The 23,246-nt window shown below is 60.3% G+C and carries 17 protein-coding genes; 7 read left to right on the top strand and 10 right to left on the bottom strand.

The window, feature by feature from the left end; translation table 11 throughout:
• The first annotated feature begins 152 nt into the window (after window positions 1–152).
• The gene (gene moaA, locus HLG82_RS10365) at window positions 153–1,187 is read left to right on the top strand and encodes a GTP 3',8-cyclase MoaA (protein WP_193326739.1); all 1,035 of its coding nucleotides are present in this window, start codon (window positions 153–155) and stop codon (window positions 1,185–1,187) included.
• A 227-nt stretch (window positions 1,188–1,414) separates the two neighbouring features.
• On the opposite strand, the gene HLG82_RS10360 is transcribed toward moaA, so the two are convergent.
• Complete coding sequence (locus HLG82_RS10360) at window positions 1,415–1,846, bottom strand: molybdenum cofactor biosynthesis protein MoaE (RefSeq protein ID WP_193326738.1); 432 nt, start codon at window positions 1,844–1,846, stop codon at window positions 1,415–1,417.
• Window positions 1,847–1,949: 103 nt separating this feature from the next.
• Between HLG82_RS10360 and moaC the strand changes: the two genes are divergently transcribed.
• Window positions 1,950–2,447 carry a cyclic pyranopterin monophosphate synthase MoaC gene (moaC, locus tag HLG82_RS10355; RefSeq protein ID WP_193326737.1) on the top strand — a complete coding sequence of 166 codons (498 nt, stop codon included), beginning with the start codon at window positions 1,950–1,952 and terminating at the stop codon, window positions 2,445–2,447.
• Window positions 2,444–3,736: a molybdopterin molybdotransferase MoeA gene (locus HLG82_RS10350; protein ID WP_255313899.1), complete on the top strand. Its 1,293-nt coding sequence runs from the start codon at window positions 2,444–2,446 to the stop codon at window positions 3,734–3,736. The genes moaC and HLG82_RS10350 overlap by 4 nt, the downstream gene beginning before the upstream one ends.
• 118 nt (window positions 3,737–3,854) lie before the next feature.
• Here HLG82_RS10350 and HLG82_RS10345 read toward each other — a convergent pair whose 3' ends face one another.
• Window positions 3,855–4,352: a MogA/MoaB family molybdenum cofactor biosynthesis protein gene (locus tag HLG82_RS10345; protein ID WP_193326736.1), complete on the bottom strand. Its 498-nt coding sequence runs from the start codon at window positions 4,350–4,352 to the stop codon at window positions 3,855–3,857.
• Window positions 4,353–4,567: 215 nt separating this feature from the next.
• Here HLG82_RS10345 and modA point away from each other — a divergent pair, with 215 nt between their 5' ends.
• The 3 genes from modA (at window position 4,568) to HLG82_RS10330 (ending at window position 7,722) form a co-directional block, all read left to right on the top strand.
• The gene (modA, locus tag HLG82_RS10340; RefSeq protein WP_193326735.1) at window positions 4,568–5,398 is read left to right on the top strand and encodes a molybdate ABC transporter substrate-binding protein; all 831 of its coding nucleotides are present in this window, start codon (window positions 4,568–4,570) and stop codon (window positions 5,396–5,398) included.
• Window positions 5,398–7,317 carry an ABC transporter permease gene (locus tag HLG82_RS10335; RefSeq protein ID WP_255313968.1) on the top strand — a complete coding sequence of 640 codons (1,920 nt, stop codon included), beginning with the start codon at window positions 5,398–5,400 and terminating at the stop codon, window positions 7,315–7,317. The genes modA and HLG82_RS10335 overlap by 1 nt, the downstream gene beginning before the upstream one ends.
• Before the next feature lie 144 nt (window positions 7,318–7,461).
• A complete protein-coding gene (locus HLG82_RS10330) occupies window positions 7,462–7,722 on the top strand; it encodes a GlsB/YeaQ/YmgE family stress response membrane protein (RefSeq protein ID WP_193326733.1) in 261 nt (86 codons plus the stop codon).
• Between the two features lie 151 nt (window positions 7,723–7,873).
• On the opposite strand, the gene HLG82_RS10325 is transcribed toward HLG82_RS10330, so the two are convergent.
• The 4 genes from HLG82_RS10325 to HLG82_RS10310 form a co-directional block, all read right to left on the bottom strand.
• The gene (locus HLG82_RS10325; protein WP_193326732.1) at window positions 7,874–11,926 is read right to left on the bottom strand and encodes a DUF6923 family protein; all 4,053 of its coding nucleotides are present in this window, start codon (window positions 11,924–11,926) and stop codon (window positions 7,874–7,876) included.
• A gap of 1 nt (window position 11,927) precedes the next feature.
• Window positions 11,928–12,647, bottom strand: coding sequence for an isopeptide-forming domain-containing protein (locus HLG82_RS10320; protein WP_193326731.1), 720 nt, complete (start codon window positions 12,645–12,647; stop codon window positions 11,928–11,930).
• Window positions 12,644–13,642, bottom strand: coding sequence for a class C sortase (locus HLG82_RS10315; RefSeq protein ID WP_193326730.1), 999 nt, complete (start codon window positions 13,640–13,642; stop codon window positions 12,644–12,646). Before HLG82_RS10315 ends, HLG82_RS10320 begins: the two co-directional genes overlap by 4 nt.
• Window positions 13,643–13,838: 196 nt before the next feature.
• Complete coding sequence (locus HLG82_RS10310; protein WP_193327820.1) at window positions 13,839–15,665, bottom strand: SpaH/EbpB family LPXTG-anchored major pilin; 1,827 nt, start codon at window positions 15,663–15,665, stop codon at window positions 13,839–13,841.
• A 1,159-nt stretch (window positions 15,666–16,824) separates the two neighbouring features.
• Between HLG82_RS10310 and HLG82_RS10305 the strand changes: the two genes are divergently transcribed.
• On the top strand, window positions 16,825–17,244 hold the full coding sequence (locus HLG82_RS10305; RefSeq protein WP_193326729.1) for a response regulator: 420 nt from the start codon (window positions 16,825–16,827) through the stop codon (window positions 17,242–17,244).
• Between the two features lie 476 nt (window positions 17,245–17,720).
• On the opposite strand, the gene HLG82_RS10300 is transcribed toward HLG82_RS10305, so the two are convergent.
• The 4 genes from HLG82_RS10300 to HLG82_RS10285 are packed head-to-tail and all read right to left on the bottom strand — an operon-like array spanning window position 17,721 to window position 22,783.
• Complete coding sequence (locus tag HLG82_RS10300; protein ID WP_193326728.1) at window positions 17,721–18,521, bottom strand: HesA/MoeB/ThiF family protein; 801 nt, start codon at window positions 18,519–18,521, stop codon at window positions 17,721–17,723.
• Between the two features lies 1 nt (window position 18,522).
• Complete coding sequence (locus HLG82_RS10295; protein ID WP_193326727.1) at window positions 18,523–18,846, bottom strand: MoaD/ThiS family protein; 324 nt, start codon at window positions 18,844–18,846, stop codon at window positions 18,523–18,525.
• Entirely contained in the window at window positions 18,843–21,287 is a 2,445-nt protein-coding gene (locus tag HLG82_RS10290; protein ID WP_193326726.1) for an HAD-IC family P-type ATPase, read from the bottom strand. The genes HLG82_RS10295 and HLG82_RS10290 overlap by 4 nt, the downstream gene beginning before the upstream one ends.
• Window positions 21,288–21,289: 2 nt before the next feature.
• Entirely contained in the window at window positions 21,290–22,783 is a 1,494-nt protein-coding gene (locus HLG82_RS10285; protein ID WP_193327819.1) for a DUF1846 domain-containing protein, read from the bottom strand.
• Between the last annotated feature and the right edge of the window lie 463 nt (window positions 22,784–23,246).

Genomic DNA, 23,246 nt, shown 5'->3' with positions numbered 1-23,246 from the left:
AAGACCGGATCGCGCCAGCGACCATGCACGGGCGGCGCTAGCCAAAACCACCGCGGCCAGGAGCCGGTTGCGGGCCGCGGTGCCGATTGCGCTACCAGCCGGGGCCGCCGATCACATCGCCACACGTAGGAATGGATCGTTAGGATGACGACATGAGCCAAGAATCACCTGGAGCGCTGACATTGCGCGACCAGTGGGGTCGCGTCGCGCGCGATCTGCGCCTATCGCTGACGGACCGCTGCAACCTGCGCTGTTCCTACTGCATGCCGCCCGAGGGCCTGGAGTGGCTACCCACGGAGCAAACACTAAGCGACGCCGAAGTCATGCGCCTCATCCGCATCGCAGTTGAGATGCTCGGCGTTGAAGAGATTCGCTTTACCGGTGGCGAGCCCCTGCTGCGCAAGTCTCTCCCAGAATTGGTGAGTTTCGCCGCGAGCCTGAAGACGGCGTCGGGAAAGAAGCCCGACCTATCACTGACGACAAACGGGCTCGGCCTGGACAAGAAGGCCGCAACGCTCGCGGCCGCGGGGCTCGACAGGGTCAACGTCTCGATGGATTCGGTGGACTCCGGCATCTACCGCCACATCTCGCACCGCGACCGCCTCGACGACGTTTTCGCCGGGCTGCGCGCCGCACGGGAGGCCGGGCTGACACCGATCAAGGTTAACGCCGTTGCGATGCGGGGCGTCAACGACGCCGGCCTGCCCGACCTCCTGCGCGTCTGCCTGCAAGCCGGCGCCCAACTGCGGATCATCGAGCATATGCCGCTCGGCCCGCGCGAGACGTGGTCGCGGGAAAATATGGTTCCCCAAGACGAGATCCTGGAGCTCCTCGGCGAGACGTTCGAGCTGACCGAAGCCGAGCGCGACCCCTCCGCCCCGGCGCAGCTGTGGAGCGTGGCGCCCGGCGCCGACCACCCGGGCGGAAGCGTGGGCATCATCGCCTCGGTGACGGTTCCCTTCTGCTCAACCTGTGACCGCACGCGCCTGACGGCCGACGGCCAGGTCCGAAACTGCCTGTTTGCCCAGACGGAGACCGATCTGCGCGGGCCGATGCGCGCGGGGGCTTCGGATGCGGAGCTCGCCAAGCTGTGGGCCGAGGCGATGTGGGCGAAGAAGCCCGGGCACGGCATCGACAACCCGGATTTCGTCCAACCCGACCGCCTCATGTCCGAAATCGGCGGCTAGCGCGTTTTTCGCGTGCCTGTGGCGGGGGTTTCGGCCGCTTTGAGGTGTGGTCACCCGCGCGGGCCTGTCCTTCGATGTCGAAAAATGGACCGATCTTCGTATATAACAAGATCGGTCCATTTTTCTACATCGAAGGACGCATCACACCCGCGCCACGCGCCCGGCTAGCACTGCGCCCGGCTAGCACTGTGCCCGGCTAGCACTGTGCCCGGCCGGCTACGCGCCCCCTAGGCCGAGCCGACCCACTCATCCGTGCCGTCGGTGAAAAGTTGCCGCTTCCAGACGGGCAACTTCTCCTTGATGGTGTCCACGAGATCCTGGATTGCAGCGAAGGACGCCCCGCGATGCGGGCTGGCAACGGCAGCAACCATCGCCATCTCCCCGATCCCGAGTTTGCCCACGCGGTGAACCACGGCCACACGGCACTCGGGGTGCCGCCCGGCCACGTCCTGGGCGACCTGCGCCACGACCTCGGCTGCCGTGGGGTGGCACGAGTATTCGATTCCGATCACGCCACGTCCATCGTCATGATTGCGAACGATGCCTTCAAAAACGACGAGCGCACCCGAAGCGTCGTTGCGGACGGAATCGGCGATGGGCGCGGTCAGGAGCGGCTCCTCCTGGACGCCGGTGAGGCCGATGCGATCCTGAATATCCATGTACCCTCCGTAGATGTGCGTGCTTTACGCCGCTCACACTAACATGGTGGGCGAATGCGTCGCGCGGGCGGGGCCCGCAGGCGGCGGGAATGAAAGGAATCCCATGAAGCTCACCCACTTGAATTCGGCCGGCGAGGTGTGGATGGTTGACGTCACGGCGAAGCAACCCACGGTCCGCGCCGCGAGCGCGCAGGCAAAGGTGGTCTGCTCGCCGCAGGTCATGCAAGCCTTGCGCGAGGGGAGTGTGCCGAAGGGGGACGTTTTGGCGGTGGCGCGCGTAGCCGGGATTGCGGCGGCGAAGCGGGTGCCGGAGCTTTTGCCTCTGGCGCACACCATCGGCGTGCATGGCGCGGAGGTGAATGTGTCCCTCGAGCCGGACCACGTTCTGATTCGCACCACGGTCCGGACGGCTGACCGTACGGGGGTGGAGATGGAGGCTTTGACGGCGGCGTCGGTGGCGGCGTTGGCTGTGGTGGATATGGTCAAGGGCGTGGACCGTTCGGCGGCGATTACGGATGTGTTGATTACGGCGAAGTCGGGCGGGCGTTCGGGGACGTGGGAGCGCCCGGGCTTCGAGACCGACCACTCGGTGGAGGCATGATGGCCGCGTTGACCCCGGAGGATTACCGCGCGTTGGTTTTCGCCAACCTTCGCCCGCAGCGGCTTGGCACCGAGGTTGTTGCGTTGTCCGAGGCGTTGGGGCGCACCTTGGCCAACGACGCCGTCGCCGCACTTTGCGTCCCACCCTTCGACAATTCGGCGATGGACGGGTTTGCCGTGTGTGTGGAGGATTTTGTGGGCGAGGGTCCGTGGGTGTTCTCGGTGGTTGCCGAGATCGCTGCGGGTTCGGCGGGCCCGGCCGATCCGGGCGTTGGCGATCTTGGCACGGGCGACCTAAACGCGGCCGGCGCTAATCCCGCCCCCGCGGTGTCGCTCCCCCGTGCCGCCCGCATCATGACGGGAGCGCCGATGCCACGCTGGGCTGACGCCGTCGTCAAGGTGGAGGACACTGACGCGCCTGCCGGAGCGTCAGCTCTGCCGAAGACCGTGACGGTCTCGGTTGCCCCGCGCGCGGGCCTGAACGTGCGCCGCGCCGGGGAGGACCTGGCTGCCGGGGCGACGGCCCTGCCTGCAGGTTCGGTGCTGGGGGCGCGCTCCCTGTCGGCGTTGGCGTCGGTGGGTTTTGGCGAGGTTGAGGTGGTGGCGCGCCCGCGCGTGGCCGTGCTGGCCACTGGCTCCGAGCTGGCGGAACCGGGGCAGCCCCTCGGCCCGGGCATGATCCCCGACTCTAATTCGACGCTCATCGCGATGCTCGTGCGCGAGGCTGGCGGCGAGCCGACCCTCGTTCGGACGGTGGCGGATACCGCCGAGGCGTTTGGGCGGGCGCTACCCACCGGCGTCGACCTCATTGTGACCTCGGGCGGCGTGTCCATGGGCGCGTTCGACCCCGTCAAGGAGTACGGCCTCGCCCACGGTTGGACCTTCGCGAAGGTGGCGATGCAGCCGGGCAAGCCGCAGGGGCACGGGGTCGCGGACGGCACGCCCGTCCTCGCGTTGCCGGGCAATCCGGTTTCGGTGGCTGTGTCGTTTAGGCTGTTTGTGCGGCCGTTTCTCGCCCGGCTGTTGGGCCGGGAGGACCTCGCCGACGCCGATCCCTCCGCCCGCCAAGTTCCCGCCGGCGCGGCGTGGAAGAGCCCGTCGGGCCGGCGTCAGTTCGTGGCCGCCCGCATTGTTCGCGACTCTGGTGACGACGCCGTTGTGCCCGTTCACGCTTTGGGTTCGGGTTCTCACTTGGTGGCGTCGTTGCATTATGCGCAGGTGTTGGCGGTGGTTCCGGCTGAGCAAGAGGAGGTTCGTGTGGGCGACCTGCTGACGGTGATCGACGTTTAGGGCGGGCGGCCCCGGCCCGCCGAAACCGCATTAAGCTGTCTCCCGCTGTATTAATCTGGCGTAGATTAGTACAGCGGGAGACAGCTTAGTACAGCGCGGGCGCGAGGCACCCGGCGCGCTATGCGACGTGGTCGCCGCCGCGCATTTGGTCAATGGCGTGATCAAGCAGTGGGATGACAACTTCCATCCCATCCTTGACTGCGCCGACTGAGCCGGGCAGGTTGATCACGAGTGTACGGTTGCGGCCAAGCACCATGACGCCGGCACGTGAGCGCGAGAGGATGGCTCCCGGTACGCCTTTCTTGATTCCTTGGTATCTGATGGCCTCTGGAATACCGGGGATATCGAACCGGAGGAGCGGATCCATGGCGCGGGCTGTGTAGTCCTGGGGTGAGATGCCGGTGCCGCCAGTGGTAATCACGAGGTCGACCTCGTCATAGGCGAGGGTCTGGACGGCTTCGGCGATAGCCCGCACGTCGTCGTGGACGATGGCGGTTTCGATAACCTTGACGCCGGCCTCTTCGAGAAGGCGCACGGCGGTGGGGCCGGAGGTGTCTTCCCGCAAGCCTTCGGCGCTGCGGTCGGAGATAGTAATGACTGCGGCTTTAATACTCATGTATTCATAATAGATCGAGTAAGCGATTGTTCAAGAATTTCTCAAACTTCGGCGTTGCTTGGCGGGGCGGGGCGGTTGGCCTTGCCTGGCGGGGGTTGGCGTGCGCTTGGTCGGATACTGTAAAGGTAGGCGGGGCTTTGACATCTGCGCTTGTTTTTACGTTGGCTGCACATCGTCCCAGCGGGGCGAGGGCTCGTTGATACGTAGGAGAGTACATGTTTCGTAAATTGGTGGCCATTGTCGCTTTGTGTTTGGTGCTAGCGGCTTGTTCGGCGTCCGGGTCTGGCTTGGGTTCTGTTTCTGGGTCTGGCTCGCGTTCCGTTGCTGGGCATGGCGACGGCAGTGGGTGCCCTTCCGATTCTTCGCCTCGCGAGCTGACTGTTTTTGCGGCGGCTTCGCTGAATGCGGCATTTCCGGAGATTTCACGGAAGCTGTTTGAGCCTCGGCATCCGGGTGTGAAGGTGAGGTTCTCTTTCGAGGGTTCTCCTTCACTAGCTGAGAAGATTCTTGCGGGCGCTCCGGCAGATGTTTTTGCTTCGGCGAATAAGAAGAATATGGAGAAGGTGGGCGAGGCGGCGCTGAGCCCTGCGGAGTTTACGAGGAACACGTTGCGTTTGATTGTGCCGCGGGGGAATCCGGCGGGTGTTTCGGATTTGGCGTCGGCGAATGCGGCTAAGTTGGTGGTGTGTGCTCCGCAGGTACCGTGTGGGGCGGTTACTGCCAAAGTGGCGGAGCAGTTTGGTTTGAGTCTTTCCCCTGTGTCGCAGGAGCAGTCGGTGACGGATGTGCGTACGAAGGTTGAGTCGGGCGAGGCTGACGCGGGTTTGGTTTACTTTACGGACGCATTGTTGGCGGGTGAGAAGGTGGAGGTTGTGGACGTTGGGGGCATCGTGGATATTGGCACAGCCTATATGTTGGCTGCGTTGTCGGATGCGCCTAATGTGCATGGTGCTAAGGATTTTGTTGAGGCAGTGATGTCGCCTGAGGGGCAGGAGATTCTTGCTCGGTATGGGTTTGGGTCCAGTGGGAGTGTAGCTGGTAAGTGATGGAGCTTCGCGGTATTCCTCGTGGTTTTTGGTTGCCGGCTGTGGTTGCTGTGGCGGTGTTGTTGTTGCCGCTTGTTGGTATGGCTTCGCGTGTGCCGTGGGGAGATTTGTGGCCGATTTTGACATCGGAGGAGTCTGCGGATGCTTTGTTTCTTTCGTTGTGGACGTGCCTGATTTCGACGGTGGTGTGTCTGGTGATTGGCACGCCGCTGGCGCTTGTGCTTGCTCGTGCTGCGGAGTTGCCGCGTCGTCCGCGTTGGCTGACGGTCTTGCGGGCGTTTGTGTTGGTTCCGTTGGTGATGCCGCCGGTGGTGGCGGGTTTGGCTTTGTTGACGACGTTTGGGCGGCGTGGCGTGTTGGGTCCGGCGTTGGGTGTGTTGGGGATTGAGATTCCTTTTACTACGTTTGCGGTGATTGTGGCTCAGGTTTTTGTGTCGTTACCGTTTTTGGTGATGACGGTGGAGGCGGCTGCGAAGGCGGCGGGGTCTGGTTTTGAGCATGCGGCCCGGGGCTTGGGGGCGAGCCGTTGGGTGCAGTTTAGTCGGATTACGTTGCCGCTTTTGGGGCCTTCGATTGGTTCTGGGGCGGCGTTGGCGTGTGCTCGTTCGTTGGGTGAGTTTGGTGCGACGATCACGTTTGCGGGTTCGATGCAGGGTACGACGCGTACGCTGCCGCTTGATGTGTATCTTCGGCGTGAGCAGGATCCAGATTCTGCTTTGGCGCTTTCTGTTGTTCTTATTTTGTTGGCGTTGTGTTTGACTGCGGTGACGACTGTGGTTGAGGCGTTTAATTCGCGTCGTTTTCACGACGCCGTTGGGGCGCCTCACGCCGAGAGCGATGCGGTGTCGCCGGGTGGGCCGAAGCCCGGCGGTCTGGCGTCGGACGGAACCGCGCAGGCGCCGGCCGTCGGCTTCACCCTCGATGCCGACGTGCCCGAACGCGGCGTGTACTACCGGCTCGAGGGCCGCCCGGGCGAGACGGTGGCGCTGATCGGCCCGAACGGTTCGGGGAAGTCGACGGGCATTCGCCTACTCGCGGGCGACATCTCGAGTCCTCATTCTCGCGTTGACGTGCCGCCGACGATCGGCTTCCTCGACCAGTCGCCGGCACTGTTCCCCCACATGTCTGTGCTCGATAACGTCGCCTTTGGCCCGCGCTGTGCGGGCGTTTCGAAGGCGGCAGCGCGGGAGCGGGCGAGGGCGGAGCTGATCGGCGTCGGGCTGGAGGGGGTTGCGGATAAGGCGCCATGGCAGCTCTCAGGCGGCCAGGCGCAGCGGGTGGCGCTTGCTCGTGTGTTGGCGCTTGATCCTCAGTTGCTGTTGTTGGATGAGCCGTTTGCGGCGTTGGATTCGACGTCGAGTGCGAGTTTGCGTGCGGTGCTTGCGCGGCGTACGCGGGGGTTGACGACGGTGCTTGTGTCGCATGATGTGATTGATGTGCTTACGTTGGCGGATCGTGTGGCGGTTTTGGAGGCGGGCCGTGTGGTGGCGGTGTCGCCGACGGCGGAGGCGTTGGCTTCACCTGCTACGGGGTTTGTGGCGGCGTTTGCGGGGTTGAATATGCAGTTTGGCTGCATGGGTTGTGATGGTTTGGTTCTTGATGGGACTGGGCAGGTTGTTCGGGGTTTGGTTGAGGGGGTTTGTGCTGGTGATCGTGGTGCGGCGGTTTTTGATCCTCTTGCTGTGTCGTTGCGTAGGGGGTTGAGCGAGGGCTCGCCGCGTAATGTGTTTGAGGCGCAGGTTGTTGGGGTGAGGGCGAGTGCGGCTGGTGTTGATGTCACTCTTGATATTGGTACGAGTACGCCTCTTCATTCGACGATTACTGCTGGTGCTGCGGCGGAGATTGGGGTTGAGATCGGGGTGTGGCTTTTGGCGGAGGTTAAGGCGGTGCAGGTTCGATTGATTTCGAGCAGTGTGTGAAGCGTTGTCAAGAATAAACAAATACGCTGACGGGATAATAGTTCTGAAAAGTCTATGACGGCTCAATCTAGGACGTTTAGACTAGACGTGTGAAAAACGCCTGATCCATCAGGGTTAGGTAGAAGCCTGAAAGGATTCACTCACATGTTTAATATCATTGGCACTATTATTTTCGGTGCAGTTATCGGTTTCCTGGCTCGTTTCATCCGTAAGGATGCCCCGATCTCGGTTCTGGCGACTGTTGCACTTGGCGTTGCTGGCGTGGTCGTCGGCAACATCGTCCTCCAGCTCTTTAGCTACCCGGCCAACACGCCCGGTATTGACTGGATCCGCTGGGCAGTAGCCACGCTCTTCGCTATCGTTTTCATCGGGATGTACCTCGGTGCGGGCGGCAAGAAGCGTTAATTTTTGCTCTTAATGTGAGGGGTGACAGGCTCGGCTTGTCACCCCTCATTGGTTCAGCCCGTGGGTCGGTGGGGTAAGTTGTGGTTTGGGGGACGCCCGCAGCGCGGGCGCCCCCCAATTTCTGGCGTTTTAGTTTAGCGAGTGGTTCACGCTAGGCGCGCTGTTTGCGTTGTGCCCAGGTGAGCCCTGCCAGTACGAATAGTCCTCCGATGCCGCCGAGCCAGGCGACACCGGCGCCGCCGGTGCGCGGCAAAGTACCGGTGTGAACATCCGCAACTGTCAAATACATACCAACTTTCTGCGAATTGCCGTTCTCGACCTTCCAGCTGGCTGTTGCCAGAAGATCGTTTTCCATTTGGATTGAGAACGGGCGTTTGTTCGTTGCGTCTTCGCCGTGTGCCGTCGTCACTGTGAAAGGAATAGGTGCAGGACGCAAACTGTACAGTCGACCATAGCCATCAGTGGGTGCCTTGGTCTCGACGACAATGTATGACTTCCCGACTTTTACCGGAATCGGTGTGCGATAATCTTTGATCTCAACGGGTTTTTCAACAGAGCCATCGCCTGCCTTGACTATGTATTTTTCCCATTCTTCCCATGACTTCGGGCGTGGCTTCGCGGAGATGCTTTCGCTGAGCTCATACACCGCGAATTCGGCTCCGGCGAGATCGGGAAGGGTGCCGATCTTGTCGGATTTTTGAGGATCGTAGGCCTCCTTGCGGACAAAGATGTGATTGTTGGTTATTTCATTCTGAACCGTGCACTCAACGCGTTGCTCTGTCTTGACATTCATCCCTTCGGGGAACATTGTTTGGTCACCAAAGGAGAATGCGAATCCGGGTGCGCCAGTTTGATCCTCGACGTTAACCATCTCTGGTCGAGCGAGTTTCTGGCCGTCCTTGACAGTCAACTTACAGATAGCATTTTGAGCATTACCAGCGTTTTCCTGAGGTCGAATGCCGTACCCTGCAGCTGTCTGTTCATCGGTCATTTTTTCCGTGATCGTCAGTTTAAACTGACCATTTTCTTTCGGTCGCCAAATGACGGTACCTTTTTCAACACCTTCAGAGGCCGTGACTTTGGTGGATTCCTTTCCAAAGCCTTCTTGCCCTTCTAGATCAAGGTTATCCTTGTCGGACTGAGCGCTGAAGGCCCATCCCCCAGCAGCTTCATCAGTTATCTTTCCGTCCTCAACGATTTGCTTCTTGACAACAATCGTGGGCCGGCATTGCTGGTCGGATACAAGATCGCCAAAGATTCCGCCATTCAGTTTGAGCCAGTCACCATATTTGTCAATCCCACCTTCCATTGTCTTGCCAAACTCATTGGCATTCACGGTTGATGGATCACGATCAATTCCAATGACACCCGCAACATTTTCGATACACTCGATAGGCAAATTTTGGCCACTCCTTGGTTCTGCGATAATCGTGAGCTTTACTGCTTTTCCTGCCTGTAACGCACCATGGGATCCTTCGAGGACGTCATGGCCTCGATCCCCCTTCTTTAGATAAACAGACCATGGGCCGACAATCGACGTACTGCTGTTGGTATCAAATACTTTCTCTTCGGCTTGAACTCGTACCACCCTATAACTTGCAGGAATCGTGTCGAATACGGTGAAACCTGAGCTAGCTGCGCTTTCACTGGCATTCTTTACTTCGAGGTCCCACTGGACTCGATTTACACCATCTGTGTCGACAAAATCCTTTCGGGATTTCTTAAGTTTGAGGTCCACGATATTTTCTTCGAAATTCACGGCACTCGTACCATTCGAGTTGTAGGAGGGCTGTGCATTTGCATTAACCGAGATAAGCTCGAAAGAGGGGTTATCACTCTCAGGATTAGTTACCTTTATCCTCACAACTTTATCGGTAGCTCCCGAGCTGGACGTTGCAAAGCCTAGGATGCTGTTGCCAAAACTCCACGCTCGGCCCCATTGGTTTCCTACAGGTAGGCTCTGCCCAGCATAGGTCTGCAAATCTGTCACATCCCACCGCCGCAAATTACCGTCGTCGGCACTAATTCTCTCGATGTATACGCGGCCCTGGGAATTCCACCCGTTAGAGATGCCCCACATATAATTACCTGCCTGGCGTTGCTTGCATGGGGTGCCCGTGTCAGGTTTGCATTCCGTTTTCTCGGGAACGAAGAGCGGCGTCCAGTCTTCTGACCATGCTCGACCAGATCGATCCCTTACAGAGTTCCAATCATTTTGGTAACGCATTGAAGCCAACCACTTATTAGCGTTCGCTGTTACTTCCGCAGTCACATTTTCTAGGTTGACCTTGTAAACAGCGCCACTACCTGAAAGGGAGCCGTTGGCCACGTAGTAATTCCCTTCGTTATCAATGCCGCCAACATTGATACCACCCCATAGATCGTTCGGCCAGTATCTTTGTTTCTGCCCTTGGAAAGCGTAGCCCGTCTTGAATTGATCCGTCGGCGAGGTTAAGCGGCCAAGGTTATGGACCTCACCGGTCGCTGGATTGATCTGCAGCAGGTGACCAGAAGGAAAACATGGATCTTCTGCGGTAACCACAGTACGCCCATGGTAGTTAGTCGCATCCCCCTGAATTACTTGGTTGGGTAGACGCCCCCAGTCTTCGCCAAGCCGTCCCTGACTAATGGCGTAGAGCCAGTTGTCCTGGGGATTGAATGCGAGTGCATTGACAATCCAACCAGTCTCCGCTTTGGGGCCGCCTAGCCGATGGAATTGACCTGTGCCGTTGTCTTGGCGTGCAATGTAAGACTTCCAACGAATCTGTCCGTTGGGTAAAGATTCGTTCACATAGACATTGACGCCATTTTTGCGTTCCTCTTCGGTAAGTTCACGTTTGCCCTGGCGGTCTACAACTTTTGAACCGTCAACCAATTTGCCTTGCGGATCGCGATACGGCACGTGTCTTACCACATACTCTTTCAAGTACTGGTCCTGAGTAAGACGGACATCTCTTGCGTACTCTTGGCGCCACGGGGCAAAGAATACCCGATAAGGATCATTTGCTCCATCACTCTCAGCGATCATCTTCAACGATTTTTCGGAATATTTCTCGGAACTATTGTCCCGATTAACAAGGTTGCCATACCCATCTTGAATGACAGATTTCAAGTGCAAATTCTTGTTTTGATGCAGCGGCCGCGCCGGGAATGTGTAACGTGCACGATCTTGACAGAATCCACCGACTTGGGTTTGACCAGTCACCGTAATCTCGAGATTTCTTGGATCTGGCTTGCCCAGGGAACGATAAGAAAACACATTGGTAATTTTGACGTACTCGTCCTTTTCCAGCTTCATCCCCTGAGGAATGGAAATCTCCACCGTCTTGTTGTCGATTTCACGAACAGTGACTCCTTGACGGCGAATATCATCCCATACCGGCTGATACTCGTTGCGATACATGCGCTCAAACTCTGCGACCTTGATGTTGGGTGTATCGTGATTGAACTCCGAAGTTGGAGGGGCGTAAAGATTGTATATCGTTGTGCGCTTAACCGTAATTTTGGTTGCGTTGATATTAGCCGGCGCAAAGAAATAGACATCAGCAACAGAGCCGCGATCAAACTTTTCCGAAGAGGGCACCTCTACCATATCGGCTATTGTTTTGACACTTTGCTCGGACTTAAAGGTTGGATCTACCACCTCAGCTGCCTGCGTCACGTCGTCGCGGAGCGCGAACACCTGGGCGCCGTCGTTGATGGTCTTCCACTCGGCGCCGGCGTCAGACCCGAAGGTCTTGTAGCCCAATTCGAGCTTGTCACCGGTCGCCCAGCCGTCAGGCAGCTTGACCGCGATGCGAACGCCACGCTTGTCCAATACTGGCGCAGACGCAACAGCATCCTCGGAAACCTCACCACCATTGACGAGCGCCGAACCGTGGCCAAGGAATTCCTTGCCTGGCTCCGTGCGCTCAATGGCTACGACGCCGTCAACAACTGTTGCCTTATTGAGCTCGAGCACAACCTTGTTATGTGCAATTGTGGAATCGTTGGCCACATTGCCTTCGGTTTGGGCTGCCACAGTTGAGCTCGTGAAGTCGCTGCCCGCAGAGGCAGTCGAAGCGGTGGCTGGTGCCGTGGGTGAAATATTGGCCGCAGAAGCGTTCGGAAGAATAGACAGCGCCGGCAGCGCCCCCACAGCAAGGCAGGTAGCCAGAGTCGCCACAGCGACAGCCGACATCAGGCGATTAACGCGAGACAACATGTTATTTCACTTCCTTTTCACGCCTTACGCGCACCAGTATCGTTCCCGCACCCAGCAGCGCCAGGCTCGCTCCTCCAAGTGCCATCACCGCAGCACCCGTATGTGAAAGCGGTGGCCGTGGAGGCTGGGGCGGTTCGGGAGGAGTCGGCGCCGGCGGTGTCGGTATAGGTTTAGGCTCTACCGAGTAGTGTGTCTTGGCCTGAATATTCACTGCACAATCCCACGTCTCACCAGCCCCGAGTGGCACGCTGACAAGGAAGGGGTCAAGGTGGGAAAGCTTGTAGTGGGGGTCTTCTGGGGCAACCCCAGAAACCATGTAGAGACCAATGGGGAGGCCCTTAAATGACACTGACGCCTGCCCGTTCGTCACCGCCACGCGCGGCTCACCAACGAAGCCGGCGGCTTCGGCGTCAGCGACCGTCAGCTTTTCGAGGCCCTCCCAGCCGTCGTAGCGGGAAAGGTCGATGCCCGCCACCTGACGGACCGTGATCGTGAAGCCCTCGCCGGTCGGTTCGGGCAGGTCACCCGGAGACGGACGATCGAACGGGTTAGGCTTGGGCAGAGTGATCGTCAACGAGGTCGCCTCGCACGTCACTTGCGCCGGCACGTTTTCCGTATCTCCGATGACAGGCTGGGCGTAAGCGGCCTGCGTGCCCGCCGTCAGCCCTAATGCTGAAACAAGCACGAGGCTACCCGTAGCTAGGCCCTTCGAGATTATCATTCACGCTCTCCTTGGGTGCCGAAAATAATGTCGTTGAATTGGTCTGAGTCGCTGGCTGTGGCAGTACCAGCTGTGGTTGCGGTTTCGGGTGCGACGACGGCGTCGTCCACCTGCCGCCTGCTCTTGCGCACGTACCAAATCAGGGCAAGCATGGCGAGCACAGCGCCCGCGATAAACAACCACATCCACCACTGGAGAGTGAAACCGGAGGCTTCGTCAAGCTCTTGGGCGGCTTGCTCGTCCATCGGAGCACGCTCGGCGTGCACGAGGAGGCGGTGGGAGTTAATGCCGTATGGTGTGCAGGTGATTAAGGTCAGTAGGTCCTTGCTCTCGACCTTGTATAAGTTTTCTGCCTCTTCAGGTAGGACTACTTCTGTGCCATAGACGACGTAGCGCAGCTTCTGCCCGTATACGTCGATGTAGATGGAGTCGCCTTCCTTGACGTTCTTAAGGTTGTCGAAGAGGGTGGCCGTCTGTAGGCCAGTGTGTCCGGTTAGTACCGAGTGTGTATTCTTCCCGCCAATTGGCAGGTCGGTACCGAAGAGGTGGCCAACGCCCTGCTCGAGAGTGTCCGGGCGGGTGCCATGGAAAACGGGCAGGTCGACGTGGATTGAGGGGATCACTATGCGTGCCATTGTTCCCGACAGGTTGAGCTGCTCCAAATATTCTTTGTAAGGCTCGTTGTCGTCAGACAGGCGGGCTGTCCACGGGTCAAGAATCGGCCCCACTGTACGGTTCTTGTTGTACTCGTGGGCGCGCTTGAGGGAATCCTCCAGCTGTGAAGTATCCGCTTCTTTTACGAAACTCTTGTATTCGCTGGCAACTTCTTGTTGCTGAATGTTATTCCACTGCGTGGCGATAACTGGGTAGAGAAGCACGGTGATGCCGATGAGCACCACAAAAATCGGCATGAGCATGCCGTTCTTCTTGGACCGGGCGGCTGCCTCCGCTCTCGATTCGAGCTTAGGTTCCGCGGTGGCCTGGGTAATGTGCATTAAAGGCTTCTCCAGTAGTAACTCGTGCCGGGCGGCTGGCCCGGCTCGTGGAGCGGGCCGCCTCGGGGTTCGGCCGATTGCTCGGATATCGAACCCCGAGGCACCCACACCTTTGCCTAATATTTAGGCTTCGTTGAATTCGTGTGCGTGCTACTGCCCGCTAGCGGGCACGTAACCTGCGTCCGACTTCGCGAACTTAGGCCTTCTTGGTGTTGCGCTTAGCTGCGTAAACACCTCCGCCGATGATGGCAAGGCCGAGGATTCCGAAGAGCGCGACGCCGGCGCCACCGGTCATCGGCAGCTTCGGCTTGACCGGGATGTTGACGACGGTGGTCGCAACCACAAGATCCTTGTCGCCGGCCAGCGAATCCTCAGGGGAGGCGGCCTGCTTCGTCTCGTCGAGCGCAACCGTGAACTTGGTCACGTTGTCCGGGTTGACCGTCACGACGCCGCTCTCATCCATCGTCCAGCTGGACTCGGTCTTCACGACGTCAACGTTCTTGACGTTGATCTTGAACGGGATTTCCGCGTGGTTGAGCTCGTAGCCGTCCGGGGCCTTGGTCTCAACGAGCACGTACGAGACGTAGGCGGACTCAACTTGAGCAACATCCTTGAAATCAGCGAGGTTATTGGCCTGCAGGCCGTCGATGACAAGCTTGCCGTGCTCGCCCGACTTGAACGGGTTTTCATCGGTGCCGACATTGTTAATGACGATAAGCTCCCGCGAGCCGTCCTGCTTCACACCGTAGACCTGGAACTCAGCGCCCTCAAGGCCCGTCTTGCCGTCTTCCTTCGTCTTGGTGATCTCGATCTTGCCCCATGCGGAAACAACTACGTTGGTATCCTGGCCCTTCTTCGGGTCCTTCGGGTTCGGGCCCGGGTTGTTCGGATCCACGTCGCCCTTGCCGGCGCCCTTGTTCTTGTACACGGTAGCCTTGTTAGGGGTGATGCCGGATGCCTTGACGGTCGGCTCGAACACGAGGAACACCTTGGTGTCAGCGGTCTCAGCCTTGGCTGCTGCCACACTGTCGAGGCCGTCAGGGGTCAGAGCAACAACAAGCTTCGAACCCGCAGCGTTGTCCTCGACCTTCTTTTCACCTGCGTAGCGGGAAGCAACAAAATCAGCGGCCTTCTTAAGCGGCGTGTTATTGTTCATGTCGGCCTCATCGGTACCGTAGTAGACCTTCACCGAGTCCGTAGTGAGCAGCTCGAGCCTCTCGTCGAGGTTATCGTAGAAAACGAAGTCGTTCAGGTTCCATTCGCGATCTTCGAACTTCTGGTCGAGCTTTTCAACAGCCGGAACCGAAGCCGAGATCGTGTACTTGATGGTTTCACCGACCTTCTTATTGGCGTCCTCGACCATCTTCTTGTTCTCGTTCACCGAGTTCTTCGGGTAAACCCAAACGGCGTAGTTACCATCCTCATCCGTGATCCAGCTCGACCCGTCCTCCGGATTCGTGGTCGGGAGGTAGATCAGCGACGCCGGAGCACCCGTGTACGTCTTACCGTCCTTAGCCGTCGAGTTCGTTTCCTCGAGGAGGTAGACACCAAGCGGCAGGCCCTTCCAATCAATGGAGCCCTCAGCAAAGTTGTTACCGCTTCCCTTGTCTCCGGTCTTCGCTACCTTCGTTTCACCGAAAGCCCAATCCTCGGTAGATTCGTTACGCGCCTTGACAACCTCGGCTGCGGTCAGTTCGCCAAGCTCCTTGATCGAAGCATTGTCGCCCATTGCGGCTTTGACATCCTTGACCTTCGGAGTCGCAGTGATCGGGGTCAGCGTGAACTCGATGCCGTCAATCTTCTGCGTGCGGCCACCGAGGTCCTGGCCCTTCGTACCGTTGGCCTTCGCACCAGCCTTGCCTGCGTCATCGTACTTGACGAGGTGGATATTACCGGTCTTCTTGCCATCAACGATCGAAGCCGGCTGACTGCCTGGCTCAGCATAAGCAGCACCAACGCCGCCCAGCATCAGCGTGCCCGCAGCAACGAGTGCCACCGCCGCCTTACGAATATGAGTAAACATTGTTCTCCTTATTTGTATTAGGCACGCTCGAATAAAATTCTTCGGCCCAATTAGACAAAGGTTGTGCAGGGGTCATGGACCTCTGCACAGTTGGAATTATAGACATCAATACACATAAGGAAAACGCGCCATATCAACCCTGCAACAAATACACACATACCCGGCGTTACGCACCAGGCCCACCAATTAAGACGGGTGCATATTTATTCGTTGAATACTTAACCACTAAATCGTCGGTTTAATTAGGCACACCTCGCCAGGCAACAGAAGCGTATCCATAAGCCCTCCGAAAATTCCGACAAACACTCCTCGGACGCAGAGTACTGACATCGAAAAATCAAAGAGCCTGCACCCGCAGTCGCATAACCAAAAAGAGGCCATCAAACAGGGGAAAATTCGTCTGACAACTGAAAACAATTCCATTCGCAAAGTGGCGACATTCAGACAAATGAAAGCGTTTTCACATTTTTGCAGAAATTCCGGTGCGTCAGAACGTCCTCATTTTGAGACGGAAGCCGAGACTTTCGTTCACAAATCACCGCTCATCCGAGCGGGCCGGACGGCATCGCATCGGGCTTGCTGAGCATGGCAGGTTTCCGACAGCGCGCCTCCATTCCCCGATTCCGTGCCTGCCAGCGCATTAAAGAGGCGGGCCGCCATCCACGCAATAGGCGGCCCGCCTCCGGGCAGACACACCGGCTTCACGGGGAAGGCTGCACAAATTCCTTCACCAGCCTGCATGTCACGTTATATTCAGCATCACACACACGAAAGGGAAACCTTGGAGAGGATCTCCTTGCGATGAATCAAGTATCGCAATCCACCCTTGGATATCCATTGATTGAGTCTGGGAATTACCTGGGAAAAACACGCCACTTCTTGCTCCTATCCCACCCGCTGTGACCCGGCAGACATTAACACGGCCTCATGACTGACGACGTCCGCCCTACCCCGGCACAGCCCGCACCCAGCGCCGCACGCCCCTGGGCCTGAAGGAAAAGATCGGGCTCATCGTAGGAGCACTCGCCTTCACATTCCCCCTCGTCGTGGACATCCCAAACCTGGCACCCCCGGGCGAACGCACGCTGGCCATCTTCCTGCTCGTCATCCCGCTGGCAGCAAACGTGGGCGGCATCGGAACTCCCGTCGGCACCCTCCTGTGCCTGAAGGTCAAGGGCGGGGCCGACATCAAAGCCCTCGACTGGCCCGTCCTCTGGCTAGTCTCCGGCTCGTCTCACACAAAATCCTCAACATCAAAGTTGAACGCGACTACCACTCCCTACCGCCGATCACCTGCTACCCCGGCCAGCTCTCCCAAGTCTGGACCAACCTCATCACCAACGCCGCCGAAGCGATGGCCGAACAGGCCGACCTTGCCGACACCATTCGCGCCGTCAACGACTCCGACCTCGACCACTACATCGCCAAGCCGTGCGATCCCGCCGAACTGCGCGCGACGGCGAGGCGGATGCTGACTGACTTCGTCGAGGTCACGGGCCTGAATCCGCTGCCCCACCTCGCGGCGCTCGACGCGGAGCGGGCGATGGAGCTGGCGCGCGACTTCTCGGTGGCCGACTAGGGGCGGCTTGGGCGTGGTTCCGTGCGCGCTGGGCCCGGCCGTGCTCGGGCTGGTGGGCCCGGGCGGGCACGCGGGCTCGGTGCCAAGACTCGGGCCGGTTTGGGCTGGCTTCGCCTAGGCGGGTGTGCGGACTCGGGCCAGTTTGGGCTGGTGGGGCCCACTCCGGCCGGTTTTAGGCCGCCGCGGAAGCACCAAACCCTCCCCGCACCTCGAAACCACCACCCAAGCATCTCGTTACGGCTTAATTCCGTCAGGCCACCGAAACTTGATGCTCCCGCAGCGCTTTCAAGCTAATAGCGGCAACTTCGAGCTGCGGCGGCGAACAATGGCCGGGGCATTTCGGCGCCATCAGGGCAGGAGCCGGAGCATCAACACCAAGGCAGGAGCCGGAGCGTCAACACCAGGGAAGGAGCCGCGGACACCCGGTAGCGCCGGACGAGCGCCACTAGCCACCAGCCACCGACAGCCCCGGAGCCTCAGCTACCCCGCGGCGCGAACGGGATTTCGCGGGTGCGACCAGCCAAAACGTCGATGAACATGACTCGCCCTACCAGTGGCGTGCCCGAACCCGTGATGAACTTGATCGCCTCCGCCGCCATGATTGCGCCGGCCTGGCCGGGAACTGCGCCCATCAGGCCCACCTCAACGGCGGTGGGCAACGAACCATCCGGCGGCTCGACCGGGAACAGATCGCGCAGACTCAGCCCGTTGGGTGCCGGGAAACCCGCCGCCACCGCGCGCGGCCCCGACCAAAACACCGACACCTGCGCCTGCCACCCCAGCAGCGCTCCCCACACCTGGGGGATGCCCAGCCGGGTGACGGCGTCGGAGATGAGGTAGCGCGTCGGCAGGTTGTCCGTACCGTCCACAACAAGGTCCCAACCAGCGAAAATGCGGTCAACGTTCGTGGCGGTCAGGCGCTCGGGCACGATCACCACCTCGAGCTCCGGGTGGAGCTCCTTCAGCCGCCGTGCCGCCGACTCGGCCTTCAACTCGCCAACTGCGGCCGTCGAGTGGATGACCTGGCGCTGCAGATTCGTCAGATCCACGCGGTCCGAATCGACGATACCAATCGTCCCGACGCCGGCCGCCGCCAAGTACAACAACGCCGGCGACCCCAGGCCACCCGCACCCACCATCAGCACCCGCGCGCCGAGCAGGCGGCGCTGGCCTAGCTCGCCGATCTCCACCCGCGTGATGTGGCGGGCAAAACGCTCGCGCTGAGCCGGCGTCAGCTCCGGGCCCGGCTCCACGAGCGGGGCAATCGCGCCGGTCATCTCACCCTCCCGCGAACGGCGGAAGGACGTCGACGGCGGCACCCTCCGGCACGACGTCCGACCGCTCAGCATGCTTGCCATTGACGAGGAACGAGCACAGCCCCAGCACGTGGGCGAGACGTTCGCCCGGCACACCCGGCGCCACAACACCCGCGGCACCCGCAGCACCCGGCGCCGACGGCGTCGTCCCACCTTCTGCCGCGACGTGGGACGAGACGATGAGCGCGACGAGGTCGTCGAGGGTGGAGCCGGCGGGCAGGTCAAAGGTGGCGGTGTCAGTGCCGGCAGCGTCCGCCGCGGCGGCAAAGAAACGAAGAGAGATCATGCGGTCTCTTTCTCCTTGGGGTCAATGAATGGTTCGGGCTTCCACAGCGGGGTTGGGTCGGCGGAGCCAGCCCGGACGACCCACCATAGGGCCTCGATCAGCGCCGCTGCCAGTGCACCGATCAGCACGGCCTGCCACATCATCGCCGCATTCGACGAGTCCAGCATGAAGATCCGCTGCGTCACCTCCCAGGTAAAGATCACGCCGTACCCGATCAGCGGCAGCACCACCAGCAAGAGTTTCCACGGCGAGAGCGGGCGCGCGATGCACGCCAGCACCCACGAGGAGGGGATAATGAGGGCGACCAACGCCGCCGTCGACTGCGCAACATGCTGAGCCGGAACGTTCCAGCCGGAGACCATCATGTACGTCACGAACGACGACGCCCCCACGATCACGCCCGCTGGCACCGCAAACCTCAGCACGCGCCGCACGAAGTTTGGCCGCGCCCGGTTGCTATTCGGCGGTAGGGCGAGGAAGAAGGCAGGAATGCCGATGGTGAACCAGCCCGTGATCGTCACATGGATCGGCATGAAGGGGAAGGGCACCGCCGCAAGAATCACAAGGATCGCAAGCATCGCGGAATAAATCGTCTTCGTGAGGAACAGATTAGCCACGCGCTCGATGTTGCCGATTACGCGGCGCCCCTCAGCCACAACATGCGGCAGGGTCGCAAAACGGTTATCAAGCAACACGATCTTGGCCACCGCACGAGTAGCAGCCGAGCCAGACCCCATCGCCACACCGATGTCGGCGTCCTTGAGGGCGAGCACGTCGTTGACGCCGTCGCCCGTCATCGCCACGGTGTGCCCGCCGCCTTGCAAGGCCTTGACCATGGCCTGCTTCTGGTCGGGACGCACACGCCCGAAGACCCGGTTGTTTTCGATCGTCTCGGCAAAGGCGGCATCCTCAATGTGGCGGGCATCAACAGGCGTGCCCTGATCCACCCCAAGGCGCTCGGTCACCGCACCCACCGACGCCGCATTATCACCCGAAATCACCTTGACCTCAACGCCCTGCTGGGCGAAGTAGTCCATCGTCGCCTGGGCATCCGGGCGGATCTTCTGCTCAAACACCACAAGCGCCAGCGGGGTCACGACGCCGGGCGCGCCAGTTGCGTCCACCGCCTCCGCCGCGTGACCCAACATGATGACACGGCGACCCGTCGCGCCGATCTCCTCGGCGCGCGCCGCACTCGGATGCTCCCCACCCAAAACGTCGGGCGCACCCATGACATAACTGGTGGCGACGGCGTCGTGAACAAAGGTGGCACCCGACCACTTGGTAGCAGACGTGAATGGCGCACGCGTACCCACCTCCCAAGCCGGGCCAGTGAGCGGGAAGCGGTCGAGGATGGCGCGGGCGGTGGCGTTGGGGTCGGGGTCGGTGGCCATTAACTGGGCGAGGATCTCCTCGCAACGCTCCATCGACTCCGGCCCGCCCTCCGCGAGCTCCACCTGCGAAAACTCCAGCGTATTCTCGGTGAGAGTGCCGGTCTTGTCCGCGCAGACGACGTCGACGCGCGCCAGCCCCTCAATCGCCGGCAGTTCCTGGACCAGGCACTTGCGCTTGCCCAGGCGAATCACACCCAACGCAAACGCCGTAGACGTAATGAGCACCAGCCCCTCTGGCACCATCGGCACCAACGCGCCGGTAATCTCAAGAACCACCGAGCGGTAGTCGTGAACGCCCCCACGCACCTGCGAATAAATCGTCAGCAGGCCCACCGGGATCAACACCCACGTGATGTACTTCAGGATCGCGTTGATGCCGGCCTGCAGCTCAGAACGGGCGAGCGAAAAGCGCGAAGCCTCCGCCGCCAGCTTCGCCGCATACGAATCAGCGCCGACCTTCGTCACCTCATAGTCGCCCGTACCCGAGACCACGAACGAGCCCGACATGATCGCATCCCCCGGCGCCTTACGCACCGCGTCCGACTCGCCCGTCAAGTTCGACTCATCCACCGACAAGTAGTCCGACGTCTTCACGACGCCGTCCACCACAATCTGGTTTCCGGCCCCCACGCGCACGACGTCGTCAAGGACCAGCTCCTCCTGGGTGACCTCGACGATCTCGCCGTCGCGCCACACGCGCGGATGCTCCTCGCCCACAATCGTCAAAGACTCCAGCGTGCGCTTAGCGCGCAACTCCTGAATAATTCCAATGCCCGAGTTCACCACGATGAGCAGGCCAAACGCCGCATTGATCAGCGAACCCGTAGTCAACACCATGACGAACAAAACCGACAGGATCGCGTTGATCCGCGTGAAAACATTCTGGGCAACAATCTGACGCACCGTCTTACCAGTGCGTGGGGGAAGCTCGTTGGCGCGGCCGTCGGCCCGGCGCTGGTCAACCTCCGCGGAGGTCAGGCCGAGGACGCGGGGTTCGGAAGCCGGGCGGGGTTCGGAAGCCGGGGTGACGGCGTCATGAGAAGACATACTTACTTCTTCCTGTAGAGAGTCTTGCGCTGGTAACGTGGCTCAGAGGTGACGAGGATGCCGAGGTTACGGAAGATGCCGTCATCGACAGTGCCGAGAATCGTCGTCGTGTGGACGTCGCACCCCTCCAGGTTGCGCAACTCCTCGAGCGCGCGGCGGGCATACTCCGACGTCGACGCCGACACCGACAGCGCAATCAGCACCTCATCCGTGTGCAGGCGCGGGTTGCGCGAACCAAGGTGGGCGGTCTTCAGCGTCTGGATCGGCTCGATCGACTCCGGCGAAAGCAGATGAATCTCCGGGTCAATGCCGGCCAGGTGCTTGAGCGCGTTGAGCAGCATCGCGGCCGAGCAGCCCAGCAGCGGGGAGGTCTTGCCCTCGATGATCGTGCCGTCGTGCAGCTCGATCGCACAGCCCGGCTCACCAGTGGCCACCTCGACGGCCAACGCCGGCGCCACCACGCGGCGCTCCTCGGTGGTAATCCCAGCCTCGGCCATGATCAGCGCAATACGATCCGACTGCACCGGATCCAGATCGTTCGCCGCCTCATCCGCGAGCGCCTTGTAGTAACGACGCACGATCTCCTGACGCGAGGCGGCCCGGACGGCGTCGTCATCATGGATACACATGCCGGCCATGTTCACGCCCATATCGGTGGGGGACTTATACGGCGACTCACCCATCATCATCTCAAGCAAGGTGCGAAGAAGCGGGAAGACGTCGACGTCGCGGTTGTACGACGTGACCTGCTTGCCATACGCGGACAGGTGAAAGGGGTCAATGACGTTCTTGTCATCAAGGTCAGCGGTTGCGGCCTCATAGGCCAGGTTCACAGGGTGCTCGAGCGGAATATTCCAAATCGGGAACGTCTCAAACTTCGCATAACCCGCCGGAATGCCACGCTTGAACTCGTGATACACCTGCGACAGGCACGTGGCCAACTTGCCCGACCCCGGACCCGGCGCCGTCACCACAATCAGATCACGGCTCGTCTCCACGTAGTCATTCTTGCCGAAGCCCTCGTCCGAGACGATCATCTTCGTGTTCGTCGGGTAACCCGGAATCGTGTAATGATGGGCCACCTTCAAACCCAGGCGCTCCATACGATCCAAGAACAGGTGAGCCTGCCGATTATCTGACTCAAGCTGCGTCATCACCACGTTCTCCACAAGGAAACCGCGCTCGCGGAAGACGTCAACGAGGCGGAGCACATCCTCCTCATACGTGATTTGCAGATCAGCGCGCTTCTTCTGACGCGCAATGTCCTTCGCGTTGACACACACCAGGATCTCAATCTGATCCTTGAGCTGCTCCAACATCACGATCTTGTTATCCGGCGTGAAACCGGGCAGGACGCGGGAAGCATGATGATCATCAAAGAGCTTGCCACCCATTTCAAGGTAAAGCTTGCCGCCAATCTGCTCGCGACGCTCACGAATATGCGCTGACTGCATATCAATGTATTTCTGGCGATCGAAACCCACGGGGTGAGTGATCGAGCCCGTGGGGGCAGAGGGAAAACGATGGAAAATCTGATCTTTGGGAGTGGGCACCTGCTTTGGGGGATGAGGAATCCGACTCTCGTGGCCATCGAACTGCGACACGACTGCTCCTTCACGGCTTTCGCGCCAACGCCAAAGCGAGGCGCGGGGATGCGGGATCACGCATTGGGTCGCATGGCCCGGCTATTGCCGAAAAGGTTTCGCGGGTTACGCGACCTTCAACTTGCATAGTCTAGACACGAATCACTACCAAAGCGAAGCCCCCAGCCCATGTGAGACGACGCCGACACCTGCCCAGCCCGCGGCGAGCCGGTGCGGGCGGGGCGGGCAGGGCAGTTTCGGGCGGGGTGGACCGGTGGTGGGCGGCTTCGGGTAGCTTCGGGCAGTGCGGGCAACTGCGGGCCGCCCCCCGCCAGCCGCCGCCGTCGCACCTCTCCGCTAACGACGCACCTCTCCG

Source organism: Trueperella pecoris (assembly GCF_014926385.1).
Classification (GTDB): domain Bacteria; phylum Actinomycetota; class Actinomycetes; order Actinomycetales; family Actinomycetaceae; genus Trueperella; species Trueperella pecoris.
Note: the sequence above shows the minus strand (reverse complement) of the source record. Positions and strands in the feature narration are given on the sequence as shown.